Genomic DNA, 24,217 nt, shown 5'->3' on the forward strand with positions numbered 1-24,217 from the left:
TTGCAATGAATACACAAGATGTCATTGATATTTTTAAACAAGCAGATGCTATTCTAGAAGGGCATTTTATTTTAACATCGGGACGCCATAGTGCGACTTATATGCAAAAAGCGAAAGTATTCATGCATGCTGACTTGACGGAAAAGTTGTGTCGTGGATTAGCTGAAAAAATCAAAAAATCTATCGAGGGAAAAATTGATTATGTTGTTGGTCCCGCAATTGGCGGCCTTATTCCTTCCTATGAAACTTCACGGCACCTTGGTGTTCCTTCTCTTTGGGTAGAGCGTGTAAATGGCATCTTTGAATTGCGTCGTTTTGAAATCAAGAAGGGGGCACGGGTTGTTATTGTCGAAGATATTGTGACAACGGGTCTTTCCATTCGTGAGACTATTGAGGCGCTTGTTGCAGCAGGAGCAGAGGTATTGGCCAGTGCATGTATCCTTGATCGTTCTGGTGGTAAGGTCAATGTTGGGGTTCCATTGATTGCGCTTGCTGAATATGAGATAACCTCTTATACTAGTGATGCACTTCCTGCAGAGCTTTCTGTTCTTCCAGCGATTAAACCAGGTAGTCGAAATATTTAATTGTCTTTCTATTTTTTTTTGTGCAAAAGCTTAAAAAGATTAATTTGGATGATATAGATTATTTCATCATCAAAAGATGTATATTGAGAGTCATATGCTTTTTCGTAGTCGAGAACCAATAGATTTTGTAACGCGTATTCGACTTTGGTTATGGCCACGTCGTTCATTTTCTCGCTCATTTTGCTACATACATAAACGTATTTTGCGTATATCAGCAACACCGCATGAAGTAGCATTAGGGGTTGCTGTTGGCATTTTTTTAGCTTGTTCCCCTTTCTTTGGGTTGCATATTATTTTGGCAATATTTTTATCTTGGCTTTTGCGTGCAAACTTTGCTGCCGCAATCATTGGGACGATTTTTTCTAATCCACTCACATTTTTATTGATTGTCATGGCTGATTATAAAGTAGGGTATTTTTGTTTATCACTTTTTAGCGATGTCAAAGAGATTTCTCTTTCGCAAATTCGTGCTCTATTTAATGGTTTGACATTGTCAAATCTCTCTCTCCTCTTTAAAGGCGCATGGGACACAATTATGAGTCCTATGATTTTAGGTGGAACTCTTTTAGGTATTGTTTTTGGTGGTTTATCTTATATAGGTGTTTACAGAGCAACGGTTCGTTTTAAACAAAAGCGATATCAAAAGATTATAAAAAAAGGCGTTTAAAGAAGCGTTCATCGTAAGAAAGATCGGGTAATATCGTATGATTGTTGGTCTTGGAAATGATCTGGTTGATATACGACGTATTGAGAAAATGTTGGTTCGTTATGGTGAGCGTTTTACCCAACGTATTTTTACGGATATTGAAAGGAATAGATCGGAAAATCTCAAAAAAAGCTCTTCTTCCTATGCAAAAAGATTTGCTGCTAAAGAAGCATGTGCTAAAGCCTTAGGAACGGGAATCGCTTGTGGGATTAATTGGAAAGACATGGGGGTTATTAATTTGCCATCTGGTAAACCAATAATGCAATTAACAAATCGTGCGCAAGTACAACTTCAAAAGTTATTACCTCCTCATCATGATGCAGTTATTCATCTTAGCATAACAGATGATTTTCCTTGGGCACAGGCATTTATTATTATCGAAGCACTTCCACGTGGATAGATGGTGTGAGAGATTGTGCTTTTGTTATTTGAATATTATGATGAAAAAAATTATATCTGTGATGAGAAGGCAGTTGGTGATGATCCAAAAAGATAAAGTGCATAAAAAAGAAAAAAAAGGTGGGGTTCGTGAATTTATTTCTGTTTTAATACAGGCTCTGCTTTTAGCAGCGGTTATTCGGACACTTTTTTTCCAGCCTTTTAGTATTCCTTCCGGTTCAATGCGTCCTACTTTGTTGGTGGGAGATTATCTGTTTGTTTCTAAGTATGCATATGGGTATTCTCATTTTTCCATCCCATTTTCTCCTCCTCTTTTTTCTGGACGGATTTGGGCATCTCAGCCTCAACGTGGAGATGTGGTCGTTTTTCGCTTACCAAGTAATCCAAAGATTGATTATATAAAACGCGTTGTTGGGCTACCAGGTGATCGTATACAAGTCCGTCAAAGTGTTCTTTATATTAATGATGAGGCTGTTTCCCGTCACTTTATGGGGGAAATTGATAATTCTGATATAACAGAGGTTAACTATCCTGTTGAGGTTTATCGCGAGACAATGCCTAACGGTGTCAGTTATGATACACTTGATTTAGCTTTCATCCCGAAAGTCGATGATACAAAAGTCTTTGAAGTTCCTCAAGGACATTACTTTATGATGGGAGATAACCGCGACAATTCAGATGATAGTCGTTTAGATGTAGGCTATGTTCCAGAAGAAAATCTTATTGGTCGCGCGAGCGTGATTTTCTTTTCCATCAGTAACGGTTCAAGTGCTTGGCAGGTTTGGCGCTGGCCATTTGATGTGCGTTGGAAGCGTTTGTTTTCTTTCATAAATACGGTTCATGATTTGCCGCTTATCAATCAAGGAAACAACGATGAAACGTCTAATGATTGATCAGCTTTTCAAGCTGACGGGGCATCGTTTTAAAGATGAAGAGAGGTTAAAGAAGGCATTAACACACTCGAGTGTGCAAGATTCGGAACAGGGGAATTATGAACGACTAGAGTTTCTAGGGGATCGGGTTTTAGGGCTTTTGATTGCAGAAATGCTGTATCAACTTTTTCCTCAGGCAAGTGAAGGTGAATTATCAGTCCGTTTGAATCATCTGGTCAACGCGCAGACATGTGCTGATATTGCGCGTGAAATGAGGCTGCCTGATATGATCCGTGTTGGTTTTGAGATGAAAAATTTCGAGGGGCGTCGACTCATCAATATGCATGCAGATGTCGTGGAAGCTTTGATTGCCGTGATATATCTCGATGGAGGCTTGGAAAGCGTTCGCCCTTTTATTCAAAAATATTGGCAAAGTCGGGCAAAGAAAATGAATGCTGGTCGGCGTGATGCCAAGACCGAATTACAGGAATGGGCGCATATCCAAGGCAATGCACAACCACATTATCAGGTTATAAAACGTTCAGGTCCAGATCACGATCCTGTTTTTATGGTAGAGGTCAGTATTTCTGGGTTTGCTTCAGAGATTGGGCAGGGAAGCTCCAAAAGATATGCCGAAAGAATGGCAGCTGAAAAAATTTTGCGACGAGAGGGTGTATGGAAAACAGTGGGAAAAAATGATCATGAGTGACGTTATGAAAACGCGTTCTGGGTTTGTTGTGCTTATTGGGATGCCTAATGCCGGTAAATCGACATTGGTTAATCAATTGGTTGGAACAAAGGTTTCAATTGTAACGCATAAGGTACAAACAACACGAACTTTAATCCGCGGTATTGTCATTCATGATGATGTGCAAATTGTGTTGGTCGATACACCGGGTGTTTTTCGTCCCCATAAGCGCTTAGAACGTGCCATGGTTTCTGCTGCTTGGGGAGGGGCTAAGAGCGCGGATGTTCTGCTCGTTTTAATTGATGCTCAAAGTGGTCTTTCGGATGAAGTTGATATGATGTTAGATATTGTAAACAACATGAAACAAGAAAAAGTTCTTGTTCTTAATAAGGTTGATACAGTTGTTAAATCATCTCTTCTAGCGTTAACCACTAAAATAAATGAACGTGTAAAGTTTGCGCAAACATTTATGATTTCTGCTCTAAACGGTTCTGGTTGCAAGGATTTACTTCATGCGTTGAGTAATATGATGCAGGAGGGACCATGGTATTATCCGGAAGATCAAATTTCCGATATGCCCATGCGTCATCTTGCTGCTGAAATTACGCGTGAAAAACTTTTTCTTCGTCTTCATGATGAACTTCCTTATTCCTCAACGGTTGAAACAGAAAACTGGGAAGAGCGTTCAGATGGTTCCGTTAAAATTAATCAAGTTATTTATGTTGAGCGTGAGAGTCAGAAAAAAATTGTCTTAGGAGCAAAAGGCGATACAATAAAAGCGATTGGTCAAGCAGCACGTAAAGAACTAATGAAAATTATGGATCAAAAGGTTCATCTTTTTCTCTTTGTGAAAGTGCGCGATAATTGGGATACCGATCCAGAACGTTATCGCGAAATGGGATTGGATTTTTAAAAATAAGATTTTTAAAAATAATTAAAGTAAAATGAAGTGGAAAGAACAAGCCGTTATTCTTGGTACACGCCAATATGGTGAAACAAGTGTTATTCTTGAGGTTATGACACGTGAACATGGTCGTTATATGGGAGTGGTAAAAGGGGGGCGGTCGCGTCGTATGGCAGCTCTTCTTCAACCTGGAAATTTTGTGGAAGCTGAATGGTGGGCTCGTTTAGAAGAGCATTTGGGACTTTTTCGACTTGAAGCTCTTGATTTACACGCGGCGCGATTAATCTGTCTACCAGAAGCACTTTATGCTTTGCAATTGATAGCTTTTCATTTGCGGCTTCTTCCCGAACGTGATCCACATCCCGTTTTATATGATATTTTACACCTTTTTATGCAGAATTTTGATGAACCATTTGTAACTGCAGAATTGCTTGTACGTTTTGAAATGCGGCTTCTTGAAGAACTTGGTTTTGGTCTTGATTTATCTTGTTGTGCTGCAACAGGTCGTCAGGAAAGGCTGCATTACGTATCACCAAAATCTGGACGGGCTGTCTGTGAAGAAGCAGGGGAACCTTGGAAAAAAAAGCTTCTCATTCTACCACAGTTTCTTGTGCAAAGAACAACTCGTCCTACTGATTCTAGTGACATAATAAATGGTTTTATACTGACGGGTTTTTTTCTTATGCGTCATGTCTGGGAGCCACGAGATATAAAGCAGCCGTCAGTGCGCATGAATTTGATACAATTGTTTGAGCGCCAATTTGGTATACGAGCATTAATTTGTTGATCTGATGATAATTGAATGGAAAAATGAAAGTTTTAAAGACAATTGCTGAAGTCCGCCAATATACTTCAGAGGAACGACGTTTAGGTTTTTCGATTGGTTTTGTTCCAACAATGGGGGCATTGCATGATGGTCATCTTGCATTAGTACAGTATGCAAGAGCAATGTGTGATCGCGTATTGGTTTCTATTTTTGTCAATCCAAAGCAATTTGGACCTCATGAAGATTTTTCTCAATATCCAAGAGATTTGAAGGGCGATTGTGCTTTGTTAAAAGAAGCAGGTGTTGAATGTGTTTTTGCCCCTTCTGTAGATGAAATGTGGCCACTGGGAAATGATACAATTGTGCAAGTGAAAAAATTATCACGTATTTTGATGGGAAAATTACGTCCAGGGCACTTTTGTGGTGTAACAAGCGTTGTTGCTAAATTTTTTAACATTGTTCAACCAGATAAGGCTTTTTTTGGGGAAAAGGATTTTCAACAAATTTTAATTATTCGGCGTATGGTTGAAGATTTGGCTTTTCCTATTGAAATTGTTGGAGTTCCTATTCTACGGGAGTCAGATGGTGTCGCTTGTTCTTCACGCAATCAGTTTTTAACATTAGAAGATCGTAAAGCTGCCAAAATTATTCCTGAAAGTGGGAAAGCTGCTAAAAAGCTTTACCATGAAGGTGAACGGTCGGTTGATAAATTATGCAAAACTGTTCGTGATATTTTACAACAAGAAACGCGTGCAATCATTGAAGCAATAGATTTGCGGGATATGGAAACTTTATGCGTGGTTAAAGGAACATTGAATAAACCAGCAGTTTTACTTCTTACTGTTCGCTTTGGAGAGGTAAGGCTGATTGATCAATATATATTGCAAGAGAAGGGCGGAAAATGAGTGTACATAAAACCGTAAAGCGTATAACATCTTCCGAAATACGTACAAGAAAGGGACAACAGCCAATTGTTTCTTTAACAGCTTATCAAGCTTATACTGCGCGGATTGCTGATCCATATTGCGATATCCTTTTGGTTGGTGATAGCGTTGGTATGGTTGTGTATGGGTTTGAGACAACGCTTCCTGTTAATTTAGATATGATGATTTTACACGGACAAGCCGTGGTGCGTGGATCTCAAAAAGCTCTTGTGGTTATTGATATGCCTTTTGGCTCTTATGAGGAAAGTCCAGAGCAAGCTTTTTTTAATGCATCGCGTATTCTTGCTCAAACGGGGTGTGGTGCAGTTAAGCTTGAAGGTGGTGTTTATATAGCGGAAACAATTGATTTTTTGTGTAAACGTGGCATTCCAGTGATGGGGCACATCGGTCTTACACCCCAGGCGGTGAATCGTTTTGGTGGTTTCAAAACACAAGGACGAAAACAGAGTGATTGGCAAAGAATTGAAGCCGATGGGGCTGCAATTGAGGAGGCCGGTGCTTTTGCTATTGTTTTAGAAGGGATTGTCGAACCTTTAGCAGTAAAACTGACAGAAAAGCTTTCTATCCCTACGATCGGTATTGGTGCATCCAATCAATGCGATGGACAAGTATTGGTTATGGAAGATATGTTGGGCTATGGTGTTCATGTGCCAAAATTTGTACGCCGTTATGGAGACCTTGAACAAGCCATGGAAACTGCAATAAAGAATTATGCAGAGGATGTCACATCTCGTGCTTTCCCAGCGGATAATGAAGTTTATAAATTAAAATAAACTTCAGTTTAAGATGAAAAGTTTAACAAGGGAACATTTGTTATTTTGATAATGAAAGTGTATTATTTCATATATTTTGTATGCAATTTGAGCTGTGATTTTTTCCATTTCTTTAATGGAGTCACTCCTCTCATGCAAAACAGAACGCCATTGGGTTGCTAAGTCATGTGCTTTTTTTAAGAAAGCTTTCTTGGGGACTCAATCCTATTTCGCGACGGCGCTTGTGAATGGTATAGCGGTAAAGCCCCTGTGAAGTGTACAATTTATAGAGCGCCCCCATCTTTACGCTTCATAAGAGACATTTCAAATTCTTTCTTTAAAAGTTTTTACCCATATGCCGGTCCCACTTATGACGTACAAGAGAATGGTTTTGATTGATTCAATATAAACAGATTTGAAATGAGTGAATCTTACGATATTAGTGGCTCTCATTCAACATGAAAAAACAATGAATTATTATTATAAATCAGTGTGATGAGTCTTTAATGATAGGGAAGGAACAATGCGAAGAGTCTATAATCTTTGGGCATCCAAGGCATTGAAGCGAGTTAAAAATGCGTTTTCAATTTGTTGGGTAGAGTAGGGGTATAAATTAAGATCATCGGGTAAAATATTATTGGGAGAGCCAAAATAGCGAAGGGCTTCTTCTCTACTAAATCCAGCAAGCGTAATCGCTTCATAATATGCAGCGATACGGTCGGCTTGTTTGATTTTTTTTAAAAGTTTTTGAGAAAGATCAACGGGAAGAGAAAAGCGCATGTGGATAGCATCTTGGATGCCCTTTTCAATGCGTTCATATTGTTTTCCTATGACAGCTTTAAAGGGGGAAATCATATCGCCGATGACATATTCTGGAGCATCATGAAGAAGAGCATAAAGACATTCGTTGCTTCCCGATTGTGGAAAAAGTTTTTGAAATATTTGTTCAACCAAAAGTGAATGTTGTGCAACAGAATAGGCATGCTCCCCTCGTGTTTGACCGTTCCAACGTGCCACGCGAGAAAGTCCATGGGCAATATCTTCAATTTCAACATCAAAAGGAGAAGGGTTGAGAAGATCAAGTCGCCTTCCAGAGAGCATTCTTTGCCAAGCGCGGGCTTCTCCATTTTTTAATAATTCAGCTTTAGCCATGCGTATTTTCTATAGTATTTTCAGGAAAGGTAAAATTCATATTTTCAGCAATGTTTATAGTGACAGGAATGTTTTTTACAGTAAAGGGGATGTTATGATCCATAGCATCTTTGACGTGGTCAATACGCATTAAAGCGAGAGCCTCATTTTCTACACACGTTCCCAAGTAGCCAAGCACTTTTGTTCCTGCTTCAATGCTAGATTGAGGGGTTAATTCACACTGGCCTTTTACAATAAAAATACGGCGACGTGCTGCACGGCGATGGTGCATTCGTGAAACAATTTCTTGTCCAATATAACATCCTTTATTGAATGAGAGTCCATTGATTTGATCGTAATTAATATCATGAGGAAAGACTTTACCAATTTCATAGTCTTGATCACTTTCCGCAATTGCATAACGGATACGCAATTGATTCCATGTGTCATGATATTCTGAAGTCAAAAAAGGTTTTTTGCCATAGATTCGTATTATTTTTTCTTGTTGTGGGAAGCGTTTATCAACAAAACTTGAATCAAAATTTAAAGAATCTGATTCATTATTCAAAGAAACCGTAACAAGCTTTTGTAATGGTTGTGTAATTTCTACTTTTTTACGCAGCTTATAGAGCAACAGACGTTGGTGAAGCGTATCAGCTAAAGGCATTCTGATATCAATCAGGTAACCATTTTCTTTTTTTCCGATAAGAAAATCAGCAAGAACCTTTCCTTGTGGGGATAAAAGGGCTCCAGGGAAAAGTTCCTGTGGGCTGATTTTTTTTACATCTGTCGTGATCAGGGATTGTAGAAAATCTGTTGCTTCTTCGCCTGTAATTTGAATAAGCCCGCGGTTTTTTAAGCAAATGGCATTTTGTTTTTCAATCATGGTTCTTGCCTTTCTGCTCAAAGTTACATAATCGATAAGTGAGCAATATGTAAGGAGCGTGGCTATGTTTAAAACATTTGATACAATTTTTAAAGGTGCAACACTTGTGAATCATGATGGAAGAAGCAAGCGTGATATTGGTATTACAAATGGTCGTATTGCTGAAATAGGCGACCTTACATGTGCATCGGCTAGTGAGGTCATTGATTGTACGGGGCTTCATATTTTACCAGGAATTATTGATAGCCAAGTGCATTTTCGTGAGCCAGGAAATGAATATAAGGAGGATTTGGAAAGTGGCTCGTATTCTGCTGTGTTAGGGGGTGTTACGGCAGTTTTTGAAATGCCTAATACCAATCCATTAACAACATCAGAAGAAACATTAAGCGATAAGGTTCAACGCGGATTTCATCGAATGCATTGTGATTTTGCATTTTGGGTTGGAGGAACGCGTGAAAATGCTCATGAACTATCTGAATTAGAAAGACTTCCTGGTGCGGCTGGAATTAAAGTCTTTATGGGGTCCTCTACAGGTGATCTTTTGGTTGATGATGATGAAAGTGTACGCCTTATTTTGAAGAATACACGCCGTCGTGCGGCTTTTCATTCTGAAGATGAGGCGAGGCTCAAAGAGCGTAAAATATTGCGTATTGAAGGGGATGCATCGTCACATCCGATTTGGCGTGATGAAATTGCGGCATTAAAATGTACGCAGCGTTTGGTAAAAATTGCCCATGAGACGAAAGCACGGATTCATGTGTTACATCTTTCGACAGAAGAAGAAATTGATTTTCTAAAAAAACATAAGGATGTTGCAACAATTGAAGTGACACAACATCATTTGACTCTCACGGCTGATGATTATAAGAAGTTTGGTACATTAATTCAGATGAATCCGCCTATTCGTGAGTCGCGCCACCGTGAAGCTCTTTGGTATGGTGTTCAACAAGGAATTATTGATGTTTTAGGCTCAGATCATGCGCCTCATACCCTTGAAGAAAAACTTCAACCTTATCCCTCTTCACCTTCAGGAATGACAGGGGTGCAAACAACAGCAGCAATTATGTTGACACATGTGAATGAAGGAAAAATATCTCTTGAACGTTTTGTTGATCTCACTTCACATGGCCCTAGTCGTATTTTTGGTATAAGCTGTAAAGGGCGCATTGCTGTTGGGTATGATGCTGATTTAACCATTGTTGATCTTAAGAGAGAAGAAATTATTACGAATGGCTTAATTGGTTCGCGTGCCGGTTGGACACCTTATGATGGTCAAAAAGTTAAAGGTTGGCCTGTTGGGACTATTATCCGTGGTATGCGCGTTATGTGGGAAGGTGAAATTGTCACACCTTCACAAGGAGAGCCTGTTAAATTTATGGAAAATTTGGTGTAAAAAGATTAAAAAGTGTGTCGTAAAATATCATCTTTTAGAGTGATGATATAGGGTATGTCAGCCTCTTTGGCACATAAGTATTTTTTTATGCGTGGTGAATATTCTTAGGCTTATTTGTAGAAACTATGAAGCAAATTACATGAGTGGGAAGCCAAGAGGAATCTTGTTCAACAAGAACCTAGATTATTTACAGAAAAAATTTAGTTAACAATCTTCATCCTTTGAGGTGTGGGGAGGAAGCCAAAGAACGATTTTGTATGGGAAGAAGGCGCTCATACGAATAAAAGCGTATCGAGACATTATTTTTTAAAAGTCTCTCTATTTTCAGAGCTGGTTTATTGCTCTCCGCATTTGTGAGAGGAATATCATTGATATCGCTAAAATTGAGAGAGATACTTTTTGTATAGATTAATTATTTATAATGCATGAGGAGGTTTTCAGATAAAATTCTTCCTTCCTCAATGTATCTTTGATTGGCTTCAATGGCTGCTTGTGTACAATGATGATAATTTTCTGAGAAAGCACGATACGCTTCATTAAACGCTTCATAAAAATAAGCACGTCTTTGTGGAATGGGGTGTTCTGCTTCAATCAGTGCATTCATATAATCATACCATTGGTTTGTTGGAGGATCGCAAAGATTTTGGAGAGAATGCAATGATCCTAAAATTTCTGCTAGTCGGAGTAATTTTCTTTCATAAGGTGGAGATTGTTGCGCAAAGGTTGGCATTGAAATGACAAGAAATATTAAAATAATGATGTTCATCAATCTATTACGCATTATTTTTATTGCTTTCTTTGAATAAAACTCTGTACAGATGAAATAATTTTGTCATGAGAACTGTGTAAAAAAATAGAGTTAATTGCTACATTATTCTCAATTATTGATTATAAAATATAGGGCGTAAGAGGCAGTAAGGAACCCATTGTGGAATATTGAAAATACTGACGAAGCTTTGTGTGGTTAAAAATTTAAGATTTGCTTCCTGAAAGCTATCTATTTTTCACATAGATTTATATTGTATTGCCTATAGAACTTTTTCTAAGCTCGTTTTCTTTAAGGAGGAAAAGCATCTCTAATGATAGAATGCTTTTGTTCAATCAAATAAAATAGATTGTTTTTATGATAAATGATGAATACAGCCGTGAATACTAGTGGGAAAATGGTAAGAAGAATTTACTATAAGATAAAAGTTTTGAGCCTAAACCGCGTAATACGATAAGTTGAGATAAGATACATCTAAAAGGAGCGGTGCATAGTATCGTCCATGGAGTCAATAATGAGAGAGTTGCGATTTTATAATACGCTGACACGTAAAAAAGAAAATTTTACACCAATAGATCCGACAAGAGTACGTCTTTATGTTTGTGGTCCGACAGTTTATGATTATGCGCATATAGGAAATGCACGCCCTGTCATTGTTTTTGATATTTTATTTCGTTTATTGCGTCATGTTTATGGCAATGAGCATGTTCTATATGCGCGTAATATTACAGATGTTGATGATAAAATTAATGCACGAGCAGCTTTTGAATATCCAAACTTGTCATTGAATGACGCCATTCGTCAATTAACAGAACGTACATATTTCCAGTTTCAACAAGATACAATAGCACTTGGTTGTCTATTACCAACCAGTCAGCCGCGCGCAACCGAGCATTTAGAGGAAATGCGCTCTTTAATTGAAAGATTGCTTGAAAAGGGGCACGCTTATAAAGCGGAAAATCATATATTATTTTCTGTAAGTAGCATAAAAAATCCTCCCCACTATGGGGCATTTGCAAATCGTTCTTTAGATGAAATGAGGGCGGGGGCGCGTATTGATGTTGCTGCTTATAAAAGGGAAGAGATGGATTTTGTTTTATGGAAACCTTCTGTGGAAGGGGAGCCAGGTTGGGAATCGCCGGCCGGAATTCCTGTTTTAGGTCGTCCAGGTTGGCATATTGAATGTTCTGCGATGTCAATGGCAAAGTTATTAGCGCCCTATGGCGGTGGTTTAACTTGTGATGATCCAACCGCGAATGTTTTTGATATCCATGGTGGTGGACTTGATTTAATTTTTCCTCATCATGAAAACGAGATTGCACAAAGTTGTTCAGCTTTTGGGACGGAGCGAATGGCAAATTTTTGGATGCATAATGGTTTTTTACAAGTTGAAGGAAAAAAGATGTCGAAAAGCTTTGGCAATTTCATAACTATTCGTTCTGTTTTAGAGAATAACTTTTGGGAGTTTAATGGTATTTTAACCGATGAAATGAAGAAAAATTGGGCTGGTTTGTCTGCGCGTTTTTCGATGTTGCAAACGCATTATCGTGAACCATTAAATTGGACAGCACAGCGTTTAATACAATCGAGCAGCGAACTGTATCGTTGGTATGAATTGCTTCGCAGCAAAAAAAGTGAGATGGAAAACAATGAAGCAATTAATGATACTTTGATAGATGCACTCAGTGATGATCTTAATACTCCAAAAGCACTGACTCTTTTGCGAAAGTTTTATAAAGAAGGGAATGCGTTGGCTCTTGCTAATGGGATGAATTTATTAGGACTGTTACGACAAGAATGGATTAAAGAAATAGACTGCCCATTATTTATAAAAAAAATTTTTCTTGATTCAAAATTTATTGATCAACGTATTGCTGAAAGACTACGACTTATCCATAATAAAGAGTGGGAAGCAGCGGATACAATTCGTGATGAGCTTGCAGCTGAGGGGATTCTTTTAAAAGACAGTAAGGATCCGCAGAGTGGTGAGCGCATAACTGTGTGGGAAATAAAACGATTTTAATTTTCCTATTCCAGCAGCTTACATAAATAAAGGGAGGAAAGTTTGATGGAATTTTTATATCATTATGGATATATCGCGCTTAAGCTGGCTGTAGGTCTTGTTGCCTTCTTATTTATTTTAAGAACAACAGGACGGGGGAGTCTTAGTCAGATGACACCAGTTGATTTGGTCAGTAATTTTGTTATGGGAGGTATTATTGGCGGAGTTATTTATAATCAGAATATTAGTAGCATTCAATTATTGCTTGTTTTACTCATCTGGCAAACCTTGATTACATCTTTTAATTTTTTTGCACGCTATTCAGTTTTTTTTCGTCGTCTTATCGCGGGGCGGAATATTACATTAGTTTTAGATGGGGTTTTCCAAATAGATAAGATTAAGAACTTAGGGATCAATGTTAATGATCTCATTACGATGTTACGTCTTAAAGGGTGTCACTTACATGAAGCCGCCTTTGTTCGTTTGGAAACCAATGGTGATTTCACTGTCATTAAAAAGGAAGAGGGGAAGAAATCGACGATTTTAATAGAAAATGGTGAAGTTATTGATGATGGACTTAAAGAGATTGGTAAAACAAAAAAGTGGCTTCATGCAGAATTGAAAAAAAAACATGTAAAAGTTGAAAATTTATTTGCAGCAGAGTGGTATGAAAATACAGATCAAAATAATAAATTGTATAGTGGATTATTTCTTGTTCCTTTTTCAAAAACAGTCTAACTTCAAACAACGAGTAGGTATAGCTTATTGGAAGCGTAATGAAGAGATAAATCTATAAACAACCACGGGGGGTATTTTGCCTTTTTCGTGTGGATGATAGAGAAGTAAGGACTTTATGAAACGCAATGAAATGACAAAAACTGTATCATCAGATACAGGGAGAACTCTGCACACACTTTACAATTTATGGCCCTATATGTGGCCAGTAGGTCGGCGTGATCTAAAAATACGTGTGCTATGGGCAATATTTTATCTTGTTTTGGCTAAGCTCGTTCTCATATCTGTACCGTATTTCTTTAAATATTCTACGAATGTGCTTGATTCAAGCTTTCAGTTACCTGAATGGTTCCCATCCAGTTTGATTATTCCCATCATGCTCGTTTTGGCATATAATGTCGCACGTATTATGCAGGCTGGATTAAATCAATTACGCGATTCTCTTTTTGCCACTGTTGGTCAATATGCTGTTCGTCAATTGGCTTATAAAACCTTTGTACATATGCATGAGTTATCCTTGCGATTTCATTTGGAACGCCGAACTGGTGGGCTTTCTCGTGTGATTGAGCGTGGTACAAAAGGAATTGAAGCGATCGTAAGATTTTCAATTCTGAACACAGTACCGACAGTTCTAGAGTTTATATTAACGGCACTTGTATTTTACATAAGTTATGGGTGGCATTATCTTCTCATCGTTGTTGCAACGGTTGGATTATATATCTTGTTTACCATTAAGGCGAGTGATTGGCGCATTCGTATTCGGCAACAAATGAATACAGCAGATACTGAGGCCAATACGCGTGCTGTTGATTCTCTTTTGAATTTTGAAACGGTGAAATATTTTGGCAATGAAACTCTAGAAGCCGATCGATTTGATGCTTCTATGGTAGGTTATGAAAAAGCCGCAACAAAGATTTGGACATCGTTAAGCTGGCTTAATTTTGGTCAGGCTCTTATCTTTGGTATTGGAATGACGATCATGATGCTGATGTCAGCTTATGAAGTTTTTTATAAAACACAAACTTTGGGTGATTTTGTTTTTATTAATGCACTTTTAATGCAACTTTCCATTCCACTGAATTTTATTGGTTCAATTTATCGTGATATTCGACAAGGTTTAACGGATATTGAAGCAATGTTTGATCTTTTAGATGTTCAGAAGGAGATCGTTGATAAATCGGATGCTAAACCGTTAGAGATAAGCGATGGGACCATTCGTTTTCATCAGGTAAAGTTTTCCTATGATTCGACACGTCAGATTCTCAGAGATATTGATTTTGAAGTTCCTGGAGGAAAAACAGTCGCCATTGTCGGTCCATCTGGTGCAGGTAAATCAACTATTTCTCGGTTGCTTTTTCGGTTTTATGATGTTGACGCGGGTTCTATCACAATTGACGGGCAGGATATTCGTGACGTAACACAAAAGAGTTTGCGTGAAGCGATAGGCATGGTCCCACAAGATACAGTGTTATTTAATGATACAATTGCCTATAATATTTGCTATGGGCGTCCAAGTGCTACAGATGAAGAAATGCGCAAAGCTGCTGAAATGGCACAAATATCAAAATTTATTGAAATTTTACCGGAAGGTTTTCAGTCTATGGTAGGAGAGCGAGGTCTCAAATTATCAGGTGGTGAAAAACAACGTGTGGCTATTGCACGGACACTTTTAAAAGCCCCCCCACTTCTTATCCTAGATGAAGCAACATCGGCTCTTGATACGGCAACGGAACAGGAAATTCAACAAGCATTGGATATTGTAAGCCGTGGACGTACAACATTGATTATTGCTCACCGTCTTTCTACTGTTATCAATGCTGATGAAATTTTGGTTCTTAAAAGTGGTCGTATTATTGAAAATGGGGCGCATACAGAGCTTTTACGCAAGAAAGGTTTATATGCTTCAATGTGGAATAAGCAGCTTGAAGCATCGAAAGCTGAAGAAAAATTACGTAAAATACGTGAAGAAGATGAGACGAGTGTTGTTAATCGTAAAAAATAAATAGGGCAAAATGTAATCTATATCTTTATATGGAGTGATTGATTAAATACATAAAAAGATACAAGAGGAACAAAAAGATTTGTTGCTTGTTTAAGTTTACGATGAATAGGAAATTATATGAGTATTCTGCAATCTTTCCATAATAGCTTTGTACCGGTTCATAAAGAGGGTTATCCTTTTATTGTAGCGTTTTTTGTTATTTCGCTCATTCTTGGTTGGATATGGAGTCCGTTGTTTTGGTTTGGTCTCGTTCTCACGGTGTGGTGTATATACTTTTTCCGTGATCCAGATCGTGTGATCCCTTTGAATTCAAATTGGGTTATGTCGCCTGCCGATGGGCGTATTTCATTTGTGGAATCATGTGTTCCACCTGAAGAATTAGGATTAGGGAAAGATGAAATGATCCGTATTTCCATTTTTATGGATATTTTTTCATGCCATATTAATCGTATTCCTATCAGTGGTACAGTAGAGTCTATCGTTTATCATCCAGGTCGATTTACCAATGCTGAGTTTGATAAAGCTAGCCAGTTTAATGAGCGTAATGGGATGGTAATTGATAGCAAACATGGTAAAATCGGTATCGTACAAATAGCGGGAATGGTTGCACGCCGGATTGTTTGTTGGTCAAAAGAAAACGATGCCGTTATGATTGGTGAGCGATTTGGATTGATTCGTTTTGGTTCTCGCCTTGATATTTATATACCAACTGAAATGAAATTGCGTGTTGCAGTTGGACAGACAGCAATTGCTGGAGAAACAGTTTTGGGTTCTTTTGATGATAAGAGTGCCACAACGGACTTCAGATACGATTAGGACTCACAATGAAAAATTTTTCGCCATTTTCTTCATTCAATCCTGAGGGGCAGCATGATGATGTTGCAAGTCGGCGGCGTTCACCTACATCAATGCGGTATGTCATTCCCAATATCATTACTATTTTAGCAATTTGTGCAGGGATGAGCAGCATTCGTTTGGCTTTTGAACATCGCTATGAAGCTGCTATTTTAATGGTGCTTTTGGCCGCAGTTTTAGATGGTGCTGATGGTCGCATTGCCCGTTTAATAGATGGTAGTTCATCTTTTGGGGCACAGATGGATTCTCTTGCTGATGTTATAAATTTTGGTGTTACCCCTGCACTTATTGTTTATTCCTTTATCTTGAATCAAGCAAATCACATTGGTTGGGTTGCAGCCCTTGTTTATTGTGTTGCTTGTTGTTTGCGATTAGCACGTTTTAATGTGATGTTGGATAACACCAATATACCTAAGTGGCAGAAAAGTTATTTTGTTGGTGTTCCAGCACCAGCAGGAGCATTACTCCTTTTATTGCCTACCTATTTAGGCGCTCTTGGTTTGGTCCCCAATTGGGGGTGGGCATTATTTTTTAGTCTTTATACTGTAATTATTGCTTTTCTTTTGATTAGTCGTTTACCAGTATGGAATGCAAAAACAATTGATCAAAATTTAAGGCGCGATATCGTTATACCATGCATGTTGGTTATTGTTATTTATGTCGGTTTTCTTGCGACTTACACATGGAAAACTTTATTGATTACAGCTGTTAGCTATATGATTTTTCTCCCCTGTAGTTTTATCGCTTATAATAAACGTGCTACTTTAGAAGAGAAAAAGGCTGATGCTAAAGCTATCCAAGAATCATAAAGTGTTTCATTCTTCTGTTGAGAAGCACAGGAAAAAGAGAGAATCAAACGATTTACTTCTCCGATGATGATCAGTCAGGTACATGATAATCTACAAACCGATTTTTATGGACATTAAAGAGTTTTCCAGTTTCTTTTAAATCAGGTGATAACAAATGTACTATCTTTTTTGCAACCTCTTGTGGTGAAGGGAGAGTTTGTGGATCTTCACCGGGCATAGCTTCAGCGCGCATGGCAGTGCGTGTGGCACCAGGGTTGACACAATTAATCTTAATAGGGGTTTGTTTGAGTTCTTCTGCCCAACAGCGGGCAATCATCTCTAAAGCCGCTTTAGAGGCTGCATAAGCTCCCCAGAAAGGGCGCGCAGCATGCGCAACGCTTGAGGATAACAGAATGGCTCGTCCAGCATCAGATTCTCGTAATAAAGGCTCAACAGCTTTCATTAAGCGCCATTGGCTGAAAAGATTTATTTGAAAAACATCTTCAAATACCGTGTTTTCTATATGCGCTATTGGTGAGAGTGTTCCAAGGATTCCTGCGTTTGCAACGATAATATCAAGTTTTTTCCAGCGTTTGGCAATTGAGATAGCAAGAGTATCGATGTTTTCCATATGATGCAAGTCAAGGGGAACAAGGGTTGCATGAGCCCCTTTTTCTTGGATCTGATTATCTAATTCAGTAAGTCCACTGACTGTTCGTGCAAGAGCAATAATATGAGCGCCGCGTGTAGCAAGCTCGAGTGCCAAATAATAACCAATTCCTCTTGATGCGCCAGTAACAAGTGCAACACGCCCATGGAGACTAAATTTTGTCATCATTAATCTCTTGTTCTAAGAACAGATGATTGATGAGTTTTGGAGAGGTTTTCTTGATCAACCAGCTGCGTAGGATAATATCCAGTAAAATAATGGTCAGTAAATTGTGGATCGGCATTATTCCGTTTTTCTCCTGCTACAGCAAGATATAATCCATCCGTTGAAAGAAATTCTAATGAATCCGCTCCAATAAAATCACACATAGATTTTAAATCTGGATATTGATTTGCTAAAAGGCTTTCAACTTTAGGTGTATCAATACCATAAAAGTCGGGATAGAAAATCATAGGGCTAGAAATGCGCATATGAACTTCTTTTGCTCCTGCATCACGGAGCATTCGCACAATTTTAAGAGATGTTGTTCCACGTACAATAGAGTCATCAACAAGAATAACACGTTTTCTTTCAATCACAGGACGGTTTGCAGAATGTTTTAATTTGACACCAAAAGCACGAATTTGTTGTGTTGGTTCGATAAAAGTGCGACCAACATAGTGATTACGAATAATACCAAGCTCGAAGGGAATTCCAATTTCTTGTGCATAGCCAATTGCAGCAGGAGTTCCTCCATCAGGAACAGGAACCACAACATCACCCTCACAAGGGGCTTCCTGTGCTAAACGTATTCCCATATTTTTGCGTGTTGCATAGACACTACGCCCTCCAACGATTGAGTCCGGACGGGCAAAGTAAACATATTCAAACAAGCAAAGTTTTTCTGGTTTTTCATTTTTTGGTTTTATAATTTTTTTAGTAATTTCCCCATTTTTTTGTATTTCACATATGATGATCTCCCCATTTTTAACATCACGGACATACTTTGCTCCAATAATATCAAGAGCACAAGTTTCAGAACAAAAAATAGGCTTACCATCAAGTTCCCCCATCACGAGGGGTCTAATCCCTGTTGGATCGCGTGCAGCAATAAGCTTTGTACGCGTGAGCGCTAACATAGCATATCCACCCTCTACTTGCCGAATTGCATCAACAAAACGATCAGAGGACGATTCATAACGTGAGCGGGCAATAAGATGGAGAAAAACTTCTGAATCTGACGTTGATTGACAGATAGCACCAGAAGCGATGAGTTCACGGCGTAATGTGAGACCATTGGTAAGATTACCATTATGAGCAATAGCAATGCCTCCAGCTTTCAACTCAGCAAAAAGGGGTTGAACATTGCGTAATGCTACTTCTCCAGTTGTTGAATAACGGGTATGTCCAATAGCGCGATTTCCTGGTAAGCGTGCAAGTGTTGTAGGATTGGTATAGTGATCACCAACAAGACCTAAATGCTTTTCTTGATGAAACATTTTATTATGGTAGGAAACAATACCAGCCGCTTCTTGCCCACGATGCTGAAGTGCGTGGAGTCCAAGAGCTGTTAATGTTGCTGCATCTTCATGCCCAAGAATACCAAAAACGCCACATTCTTCATGAAGGGTATCATCATCTAATGAAAATTCTTGACAGAAAACATCACTCTTTATCATCATATTCTTTCAGTTGTGATACGAAGGAATCATTAATATCACATTCTACATCATTTAGTTCTCTTTCCTCATGAAAAACTATTCTCTATTTTTTGAAAATTATCTTTATTGCATCAACAAAACGATCAGAGGACGATTCATAACGTGAGCGGGCAATAAGATGGAGAAAAACTTCTGAATCTGACGTTGATTGACAGATAGCACCAGAAGCGATGAGTTCACGGCGTAATGTGAGACCATTGGTAAGATTACCATTATGAGCAATAGCAATGCCTCCAGCTTTCAACTCAGCAAAAAGGGGTTGAACATTGCGTAATGCTACTTCTCCAGTTGTTGAATAACGGGTATGTCCAATAGCGCGATTTCCTGGTAAGCGTGCAAGTGTTGTAGGATTGGTATAGTGATCACCAACAAGACCTAAATGCTTTTCTTGATGAAACATTTTATTATGGTAGGAAACAATACCAGCCGCTTCTTGCCCACGATGCTGAAGTGCGTGGAGTCCAAGAGCTGTTAATGTTGCTGCATCTTCATGCCCAAGAATACCAAAAACGCCACATTCTTCATGAAGGGTATCATCATCTAATGAAAATTCTTGACAGAAAACATCACTCTTTATCATCATATTCTTTCAGTTGTGATACGAAGGAATCATTAATATCACATTCTACATCATTTAGTTCTCTTTCCTCATGAAAAACTATTCTCTATTTTTTGAAAATTATCTTTTCATGAGAGTGTTGCCCATACGTATGTTTATTGCTGTCTTTAAACAAATTTTCCGCCTTTTCGAGAACCGATCCAATATCTTTTGGGAGTATTTCCCAAACTTTTTGTCCTAGTGAATCTAAAATAGGCCTTGTTTTTGCATTTTTTAACCAATTCGCTTGAAGCTCGGGTTTAATCAGTGCATTAATCAGCAACATACCGATGACCATGATAAGTAAACCGCGAAGTGCTCCAAAAATAAAACCAATAGCACGGTCAAGAATACCAATTCGACTATCAATAATAAAATCAGAGATCTTCATTGTAATAATTGAAGTAATAATGAGAACAATAATAAAAATCGTGACCAATGTTGTGATCAATGCAATCATTTTATTAGAGAGATAGTGTTCAAAGAAAGGTAAGACAGGCTTGAATAAAAACAGTGTCGTAATAGCTGCAACTGCCCAAGAAATCAACGATAACACTTCACGTGAAAACCCTCGAAGCATAGCAAGAAAAGCGGACAACAGGATGATTACTACGACAATTCCATCAAGGATTGTTATGATCATTTGTTTGTTCCTTATACATAAAGTTGTGTTCTTCTAAGTCTATGTGCAAATATATTTTTTGTTCTTATAGCAAGGATCTTTTGTATTTTATAGAGTTTTTTCTATATTATCATATCTATGGTGCAGATCATTTTTTACTTACGGTAAGAGTAGCAACGAGTTCCGGAAGGTCGGAGAAAGTTTTTTGTTGAAAATTGAGCGACTTCATCATTTCGGTTGTTGTTGTGGGATGAAATGCTCCTTGAAAGCCGAGTTTTTTTGCTTCATTGATGCGCTGTGCTGAATGTGAAACAGCGCGGGTAGCTCCTGAAAGACTGACTTCACCAAAATATACATAATCCGTTGGCAATGCGATATTGGCAAGAGAGGATACCAAAGCAGCGGCTACAGCTAAATCAGCAGCGGGTTCTGATATGCGATATCCACCTGCCACGTTCAGATAGACATCATGCTGTCCAAAACGAATGCCGCAATGGGCTTCTAAAACGGCAAGAATCATAGAAAGACGATTTCCATCCCATCCGACAACCGCACGTCTTGGTGTCCCAAGGGAAGAAGGAGCAACAAGCGCTTGAATTTCTACGAGTATTGGGCGTGTCCCTTCCATTCCCGCAAAAACAGCAGCACCTGGTGCTTTTTCATTACGTTCTCCTAAAAACAATTCGGATGGATTTATCACTTCGCGTAATCCTTTATCAGACATTTCAAAGACACCAATTTCATCTGTTGGTCCGAAGCGATTTTTTACAGTTCTAAGAATGCGATAATGATGTCCTCCTTCACCCTCAAAATAGAGAACGGCATCAACCATATGTTCAACAACTCGAGGACCAGCAATTTGCCCATCTTTTGTAACATGACCAACAAGAACAACGGCGGTTCCCGTTTTTTTGGCAAAGCGGATCATTGCTTGAGCACCGATACGTACTTGTGTGACAGTGCCGGGTGATGAATCTGCTGTATCTGACCATAGGGTTTGAATTGAATCGATAATCACCATATCAAGGTTTTTATGTTCGCTTAAGGTTGCCAGAATATCTTCAACATTGGTTTCAGCAGCAAGTTTCACCTCTGTATTGTTAGCTTCAAGCCTTTGCGCGCGCAGACAAATTTGCGCAATAGCCTCTTCACCTGAAACATAGATAACATTATATCCTTTGCGTGATAAAGCAGCAGCTGTTTGTGTCAGCAATGTTGATTTACCAATACCCGGATCACCTCCAACAAGGAGTGCTGATCCACGGACAAAGCCCCCACCGGTAACACGATCAAGTTCAGCAATACCAGAATGAATACGTGGAGTATCTTCGATATTTCCAGAAAGAGATGTGAGTGTGACAATGCGTCCTTTACGAGCATTCTGTTTAGGACCACTTCCTATGCCGCCATTTATAGTTTCTTCGATAAGGGAATTCCATTCTCCACAAGCACTACATTTTCCCGCCCAACGAGAATGGACAGTTTCACAATTTTGACAGATAAATTGAATACGATTACGCGCCATGTTAATTTAACCGATTTGCTCTGGAAGATAATTGCTATCGGCCAGATCACTGAATCGTGTGAAATCAGATTGAAAGGCAAGTGGCACGATTCCTGTCGGCCCATGGCGCTGTTTTGCAATAATAACATCAGCTTTTCCAAAAGCTTTGTCCATTATTTCTTGCCATTTTGTATGTTCTAAGCTACCTAATTTTGGTTCTTCATTTTTGAGATAATATTCTTCGCGGTAGACAAACAGAACAATGTCGGCGTCTTGCTCAATTGAACCAGATTCACGTAAATCTGAGAGTTGGGGACGTTTATCTGTTCTATTTTCTACTTGACGTGAAAGTTGAGAGAGAGCGATAATAGGAATATTCAATTCTTTCGCTAACGCTTTTAATCCTGTGGTAATTTCTGTGATCTCTTGAACACGATTTTCTGATGAACGCTTTGAACTGCTTGTCATGAGTTGGATATAGTCAATAAACAAGATATCTAAACCATGTTGTCGCTTGAGACGCCGCGCACGAGCAGCTAATTGCGTAATTGATATTCCCCCAGTTTGATCAATATAAAGTGGTGCCTTTTGTAGTTGGTTCACCGCACGAATAATTTTTGAAAATTGTTCATCTGAGATATTACCACGCCGAATATCAGAAGAAGAGACTTCTGTTTGTTCAGAAATAATACGGGTTGCAAGCTGTTCGGATGACATCTCAAGTGAGAAGAAACCTACAATACCCCCTTCATTTTCTTGGATATTGGCATTACGATTATAAGCATTAGCAATATTAAAGGCAATATTGGTAGCCAGTGAGGTTTTTCCCATACCAGGGCGTCCTGCAAGGATAATTAAGTCAGATGCTTGTAATCCTCCCATTTTTTCATCAAGTGTTTTAATATGGGTGGCTATCCCTGATAATTGTGAAGAGCGCTTTTTCGCAGCACTTGCCATATCGATAGCTTTTTTGATAGCCTCATTAAAATTTTCAAATCCACCTCCATATTTCCCTTTTTCTGCTAGCTCAAATAACTGATTTTCAACAGTTTCAATTTGTTGGGTAGGCGTGAGCTCTACAGGAGCATCAAAGGCTGTATTGACAACTTGAGTTCCAAGGTTAATCAAAGACCGTCGGATAAAAAGATCGTAAATGACGCGTCCATAATCTTCAGCGTTAATAATAGTGACTGCCTCTGTGGCTAAGCGAACAACATACTGGTATACAGTAATATCTCCAATTTTTTCTTCCATTTGGATATAGGGCTTGATTGTAACTGGATCTACACGTTTTCCTGTTTTAATAAGGTGAGATAAAACATGATAAATTTTTTGATGCAATGGTTCAAAAAAATGTTCTGGTTTTAGAAAATCTGAAACGCGGTCAAGAGAATCATTGTTGATAAAGATGGCACCAAGCAATGCCTGTTCAGCTTCAATATTATACGGAAGCTGCCGAAAAGAAGGAGAATCTTCCTTCTTTGAAGAGCTGACATTAACAACGTTAGTTTCTTCCATAATATTTTTCCACTAAAATTCTAAGTCTAGCTACTTTAGGCGATAAATTGAAAATCGTATAATTAAAAGAATAGAGCTACAAATCTTCATTTTAAGTTAAAATTATATAATTTTTCAAAACCCTCTTTTCGTTGCTCATCTATCATTTGTGTATTATTTATATAACATTGATCTATTTTATTTTATAATACGTGATTTTAAAGTGGAAGTTTTGCTATTCTAAATTTAAGTGTTTTGAAGTTATGTGACCTTAAAATTCCAATATCTGTGTAAGTAGAATTACTTTTTTATAACTGAAATTATTTCAGATCATGTGTTGATATAATCAACTTACCGCTCATACAAACCTTACCCTTAAGGGTAGAACTTTAAATTATTTTTGCTTTAGATGCTAGACAACAAAAGAAAATTTCCTCTTAGTGATATTATCAT

General features: G+C 38.4%; 23 protein-coding genes and 1 pseudogene. 15 read left to right on the forward strand and 9 right to left on the reverse strand.

Features of this window, described 5'->3' with window-relative positions; all coding sequences use genetic code 11:
- Nucleotides 1–5: 5 nt before the first annotated feature.
- The 9 genes from pyrE (at nt 6) to panB (ending at nt 6,636) form a co-directional block, all read left to right on the forward strand.
- Nucleotides 6–584 (forward strand): orotate phosphoribosyltransferase, encoded by a 579-nt coding sequence (gene pyrE / locus ACFIJK_RS00970; protein WP_375619471.1) that lies wholly within the window; start codon nt 6–8, stop codon nt 582–584.
- A 94-nt stretch (nt 585–678) separates the two neighbouring features.
- Nucleotides 679–1,251 (forward strand): DUF2062 domain-containing protein, encoded by a 573-nt coding sequence (locus ACFIJK_RS00975; protein ID WP_375625847.1) that lies wholly within the window; start codon nt 679–681, stop codon nt 1,249–1,251.
- Between the two features lie 37 nt (nt 1,252–1,288).
- On the forward strand, nt 1,289–1,690 hold the full coding sequence (gene acpS, locus ACFIJK_RS00980) for a holo-ACP synthase (RefSeq protein WP_375625039.1): 402 nt from the start codon (nt 1,289–1,291) through the stop codon (nt 1,688–1,690).
- Between the two features lie 79 nt (nt 1,691–1,769).
- A complete protein-coding gene (lepB, locus tag ACFIJK_RS00985) occupies nt 1,770–2,582 on the forward strand; it encodes a signal peptidase I (RefSeq protein WP_375625849.1) in 813 nt (270 codons plus the stop codon).
- Nucleotides 2,563–3,270, forward strand: coding sequence for a ribonuclease III (gene rnc / locus ACFIJK_RS00990; protein WP_375625851.1), 708 nt, complete (start codon nt 2,563–2,565; stop codon nt 3,268–3,270). The genes lepB and rnc overlap by 20 nt, the downstream gene beginning before the upstream one ends.
- Nucleotides 3,263–4,162 (forward strand): GTPase Era, encoded by a 900-nt coding sequence (era, locus tag ACFIJK_RS00995; RefSeq protein ID WP_375625036.1) that lies wholly within the window; start codon nt 3,263–3,265, stop codon nt 4,160–4,162. Before rnc ends, era begins: the two co-directional genes overlap by 8 nt.
- 31 nt (nt 4,163–4,193) lie before the next feature.
- The gene (gene recO, locus ACFIJK_RS01000; protein ID WP_375625853.1) at nt 4,194–4,940 is read left to right on the forward strand and encodes a DNA repair protein RecO; all 747 of its coding nucleotides are present in this window, start codon (nt 4,194–4,196) and stop codon (nt 4,938–4,940) included.
- Between the two features lie 23 nt (nt 4,941–4,963).
- Nucleotides 4,964–5,824, forward strand: a complete 861-nt coding sequence (gene panC / locus ACFIJK_RS01005) for a pantoate--beta-alanine ligase (RefSeq protein ID WP_375625855.1) — start codon at nt 4,964–4,966, stop codon at nt 5,822–5,824.
- Nucleotides 5,821–6,636 (forward strand): 3-methyl-2-oxobutanoate hydroxymethyltransferase, encoded by an 816-nt coding sequence (gene panB / locus ACFIJK_RS01010; protein WP_375625857.1) that lies wholly within the window; start codon nt 5,821–5,823, stop codon nt 6,634–6,636. The genes panC and panB overlap by 4 nt, the downstream gene beginning before the upstream one ends.
- A gap of 513 nt (nt 6,637–7,149) precedes the next feature.
- Here the strand turns inward: panB and ACFIJK_RS01015 are convergent.
- Together ACFIJK_RS01015 and ACFIJK_RS01020 are read right to left on the reverse strand one after the other, a co-directional pair.
- The gene (locus tag ACFIJK_RS01015; protein ID WP_375625859.1) at nt 7,150–7,767 is read right to left on the reverse strand and encodes a YfbR-like 5'-deoxynucleotidase; all 618 of its coding nucleotides are present in this window, start codon (nt 7,765–7,767) and stop codon (nt 7,150–7,152) included.
- Nucleotides 7,760–8,632, reverse strand: a complete 873-nt coding sequence (locus ACFIJK_RS01020) for a YgfZ/GcvT domain-containing protein (RefSeq protein WP_375625861.1) — start codon at nt 8,630–8,632, stop codon at nt 7,760–7,762. Before ACFIJK_RS01020 ends, ACFIJK_RS01015 begins: the two co-directional genes overlap by 8 nt.
- Before the next feature lie 64 nt (nt 8,633–8,696).
- Here ACFIJK_RS01020 and ACFIJK_RS01025 point away from each other — a divergent pair, with 64 nt between their 5' ends.
- On the forward strand, nt 8,697–10,025 hold the full coding sequence (locus ACFIJK_RS01025) for a dihydroorotase (protein ID WP_375625863.1): 1,329 nt from the start codon (nt 8,697–8,699) through the stop codon (nt 10,023–10,025).
- A 412-nt stretch (nt 10,026–10,437) separates the two neighbouring features.
- On the opposite strand, the gene ACFIJK_RS01030 is transcribed toward ACFIJK_RS01025, so the two are convergent.
- Nucleotides 10,438–10,806 carry a TIGR02301 family protein gene (locus tag ACFIJK_RS01030; protein ID WP_375625865.1) on the reverse strand — a complete coding sequence of 123 codons (369 nt, stop codon included), beginning with the start codon at nt 10,804–10,806 and terminating at the stop codon, nt 10,438–10,440.
- Between the two features lie 499 nt (nt 10,807–11,305).
- Here ACFIJK_RS01030 and cysS point away from each other — a divergent pair, with 499 nt between their 5' ends.
- The 5 genes from cysS to pssA all read left to right on the forward strand — a co-directional run bounded on the left by cysS (nt 11,306) and on the right by pssA (nt 17,194).
- The gene (gene cysS, locus ACFIJK_RS01035) at nt 11,306–12,814 is read left to right on the forward strand and encodes a cysteine--tRNA ligase (protein ID WP_375625867.1); all 1,509 of its coding nucleotides are present in this window, start codon (nt 11,306–11,308) and stop codon (nt 12,812–12,814) included.
- Nucleotides 12,815–12,859: 45 nt separating this feature from the next.
- Nucleotides 12,860–13,531 carry a DUF421 domain-containing protein gene (locus ACFIJK_RS01040; RefSeq protein WP_375625027.1) on the forward strand — a complete coding sequence of 224 codons (672 nt, stop codon included), beginning with the start codon at nt 12,860–12,862 and terminating at the stop codon, nt 13,529–13,531.
- Nucleotides 13,532–13,646: 115 nt separating this feature from the next.
- Complete coding sequence (locus ACFIJK_RS01045; RefSeq protein WP_375625869.1) at nt 13,647–15,530, forward strand: ABCB family ABC transporter ATP-binding protein/permease; 1,884 nt, start codon at nt 13,647–13,649, stop codon at nt 15,528–15,530.
- A gap of 117 nt (nt 15,531–15,647) precedes the next feature.
- Nucleotides 15,648–16,346, forward strand: a complete 699-nt coding sequence (locus ACFIJK_RS01050; protein WP_375625025.1) for a phosphatidylserine decarboxylase — start codon at nt 15,648–15,650, stop codon at nt 16,344–16,346.
- Nucleotides 16,347–16,354: 8 nt separating this feature from the next.
- Nucleotides 16,355–17,194: a CDP-diacylglycerol--serine O-phosphatidyltransferase gene (gene pssA / locus ACFIJK_RS01055; RefSeq protein WP_012754949.1), complete on the forward strand. Its 840-nt coding sequence runs from the start codon at nt 16,355–16,357 to the stop codon at nt 17,192–17,194.
- Between the two features lie 70 nt (nt 17,195–17,264).
- Here pssA and ACFIJK_RS01060 read toward each other — a convergent pair whose 3' ends face one another.
- The 6 genes and pseudogenes from ACFIJK_RS01060 to ACFIJK_RS01085 form a co-directional block, all read right to left on the reverse strand.
- Nucleotides 17,265–18,008: an SDR family NAD(P)-dependent oxidoreductase gene (locus ACFIJK_RS01060; protein ID WP_375625024.1), complete on the reverse strand. Its 744-nt coding sequence runs from the start codon at nt 18,006–18,008 to the stop codon at nt 17,265–17,267.
- A 2-nt stretch (nt 18,009–18,010) separates the two neighbouring features.
- Nucleotides 18,011–19,504, reverse strand: coding sequence for an amidophosphoribosyltransferase (gene purF / locus ACFIJK_RS01065; protein ID WP_375625023.1), 1,494 nt, complete (start codon nt 19,502–19,504; stop codon nt 18,011–18,013).
- A 100-nt stretch (nt 19,505–19,604) separates the two neighbouring features.
- Nucleotides 19,605–20,126, reverse strand: a pseudogene (locus ACFIJK_RS01070) (class II glutamine amidotransferase); the annotation flags it as partial.
- Nucleotides 20,127–20,208: 82 nt separating this feature from the next.
- On the reverse strand, nt 20,209–20,784 hold the full coding sequence (locus ACFIJK_RS01075; protein ID WP_375625022.1) for a CvpA family protein: 576 nt from the start codon (nt 20,782–20,784) through the stop codon (nt 20,209–20,211).
- A 127-nt stretch (nt 20,785–20,911) separates the two neighbouring features.
- Nucleotides 20,912–22,288 (reverse strand): DNA repair protein RadA, encoded by a 1,377-nt coding sequence (gene radA, locus ACFIJK_RS01080; RefSeq protein WP_375625873.1) that lies wholly within the window; start codon nt 22,286–22,288, stop codon nt 20,912–20,914.
- A gap of 6 nt (nt 22,289–22,294) precedes the next feature.
- The gene (locus ACFIJK_RS01085; protein WP_375619412.1) at nt 22,295–23,785 is read right to left on the reverse strand and encodes a replicative DNA helicase; all 1,491 of its coding nucleotides are present in this window, start codon (nt 23,783–23,785) and stop codon (nt 22,295–22,297) included.
- Nucleotides 23,786–24,217: the final 432 nt, after the last annotated feature.

The organism is Bartonella sp. PS17NMGDW (assembly GCF_042193555.1).
In the GTDB taxonomy this organism is placed as follows: domain Bacteria; phylum Pseudomonadota; class Alphaproteobacteria; order Rhizobiales; family Rhizobiaceae; genus Bartonella; species Bartonella grahamii.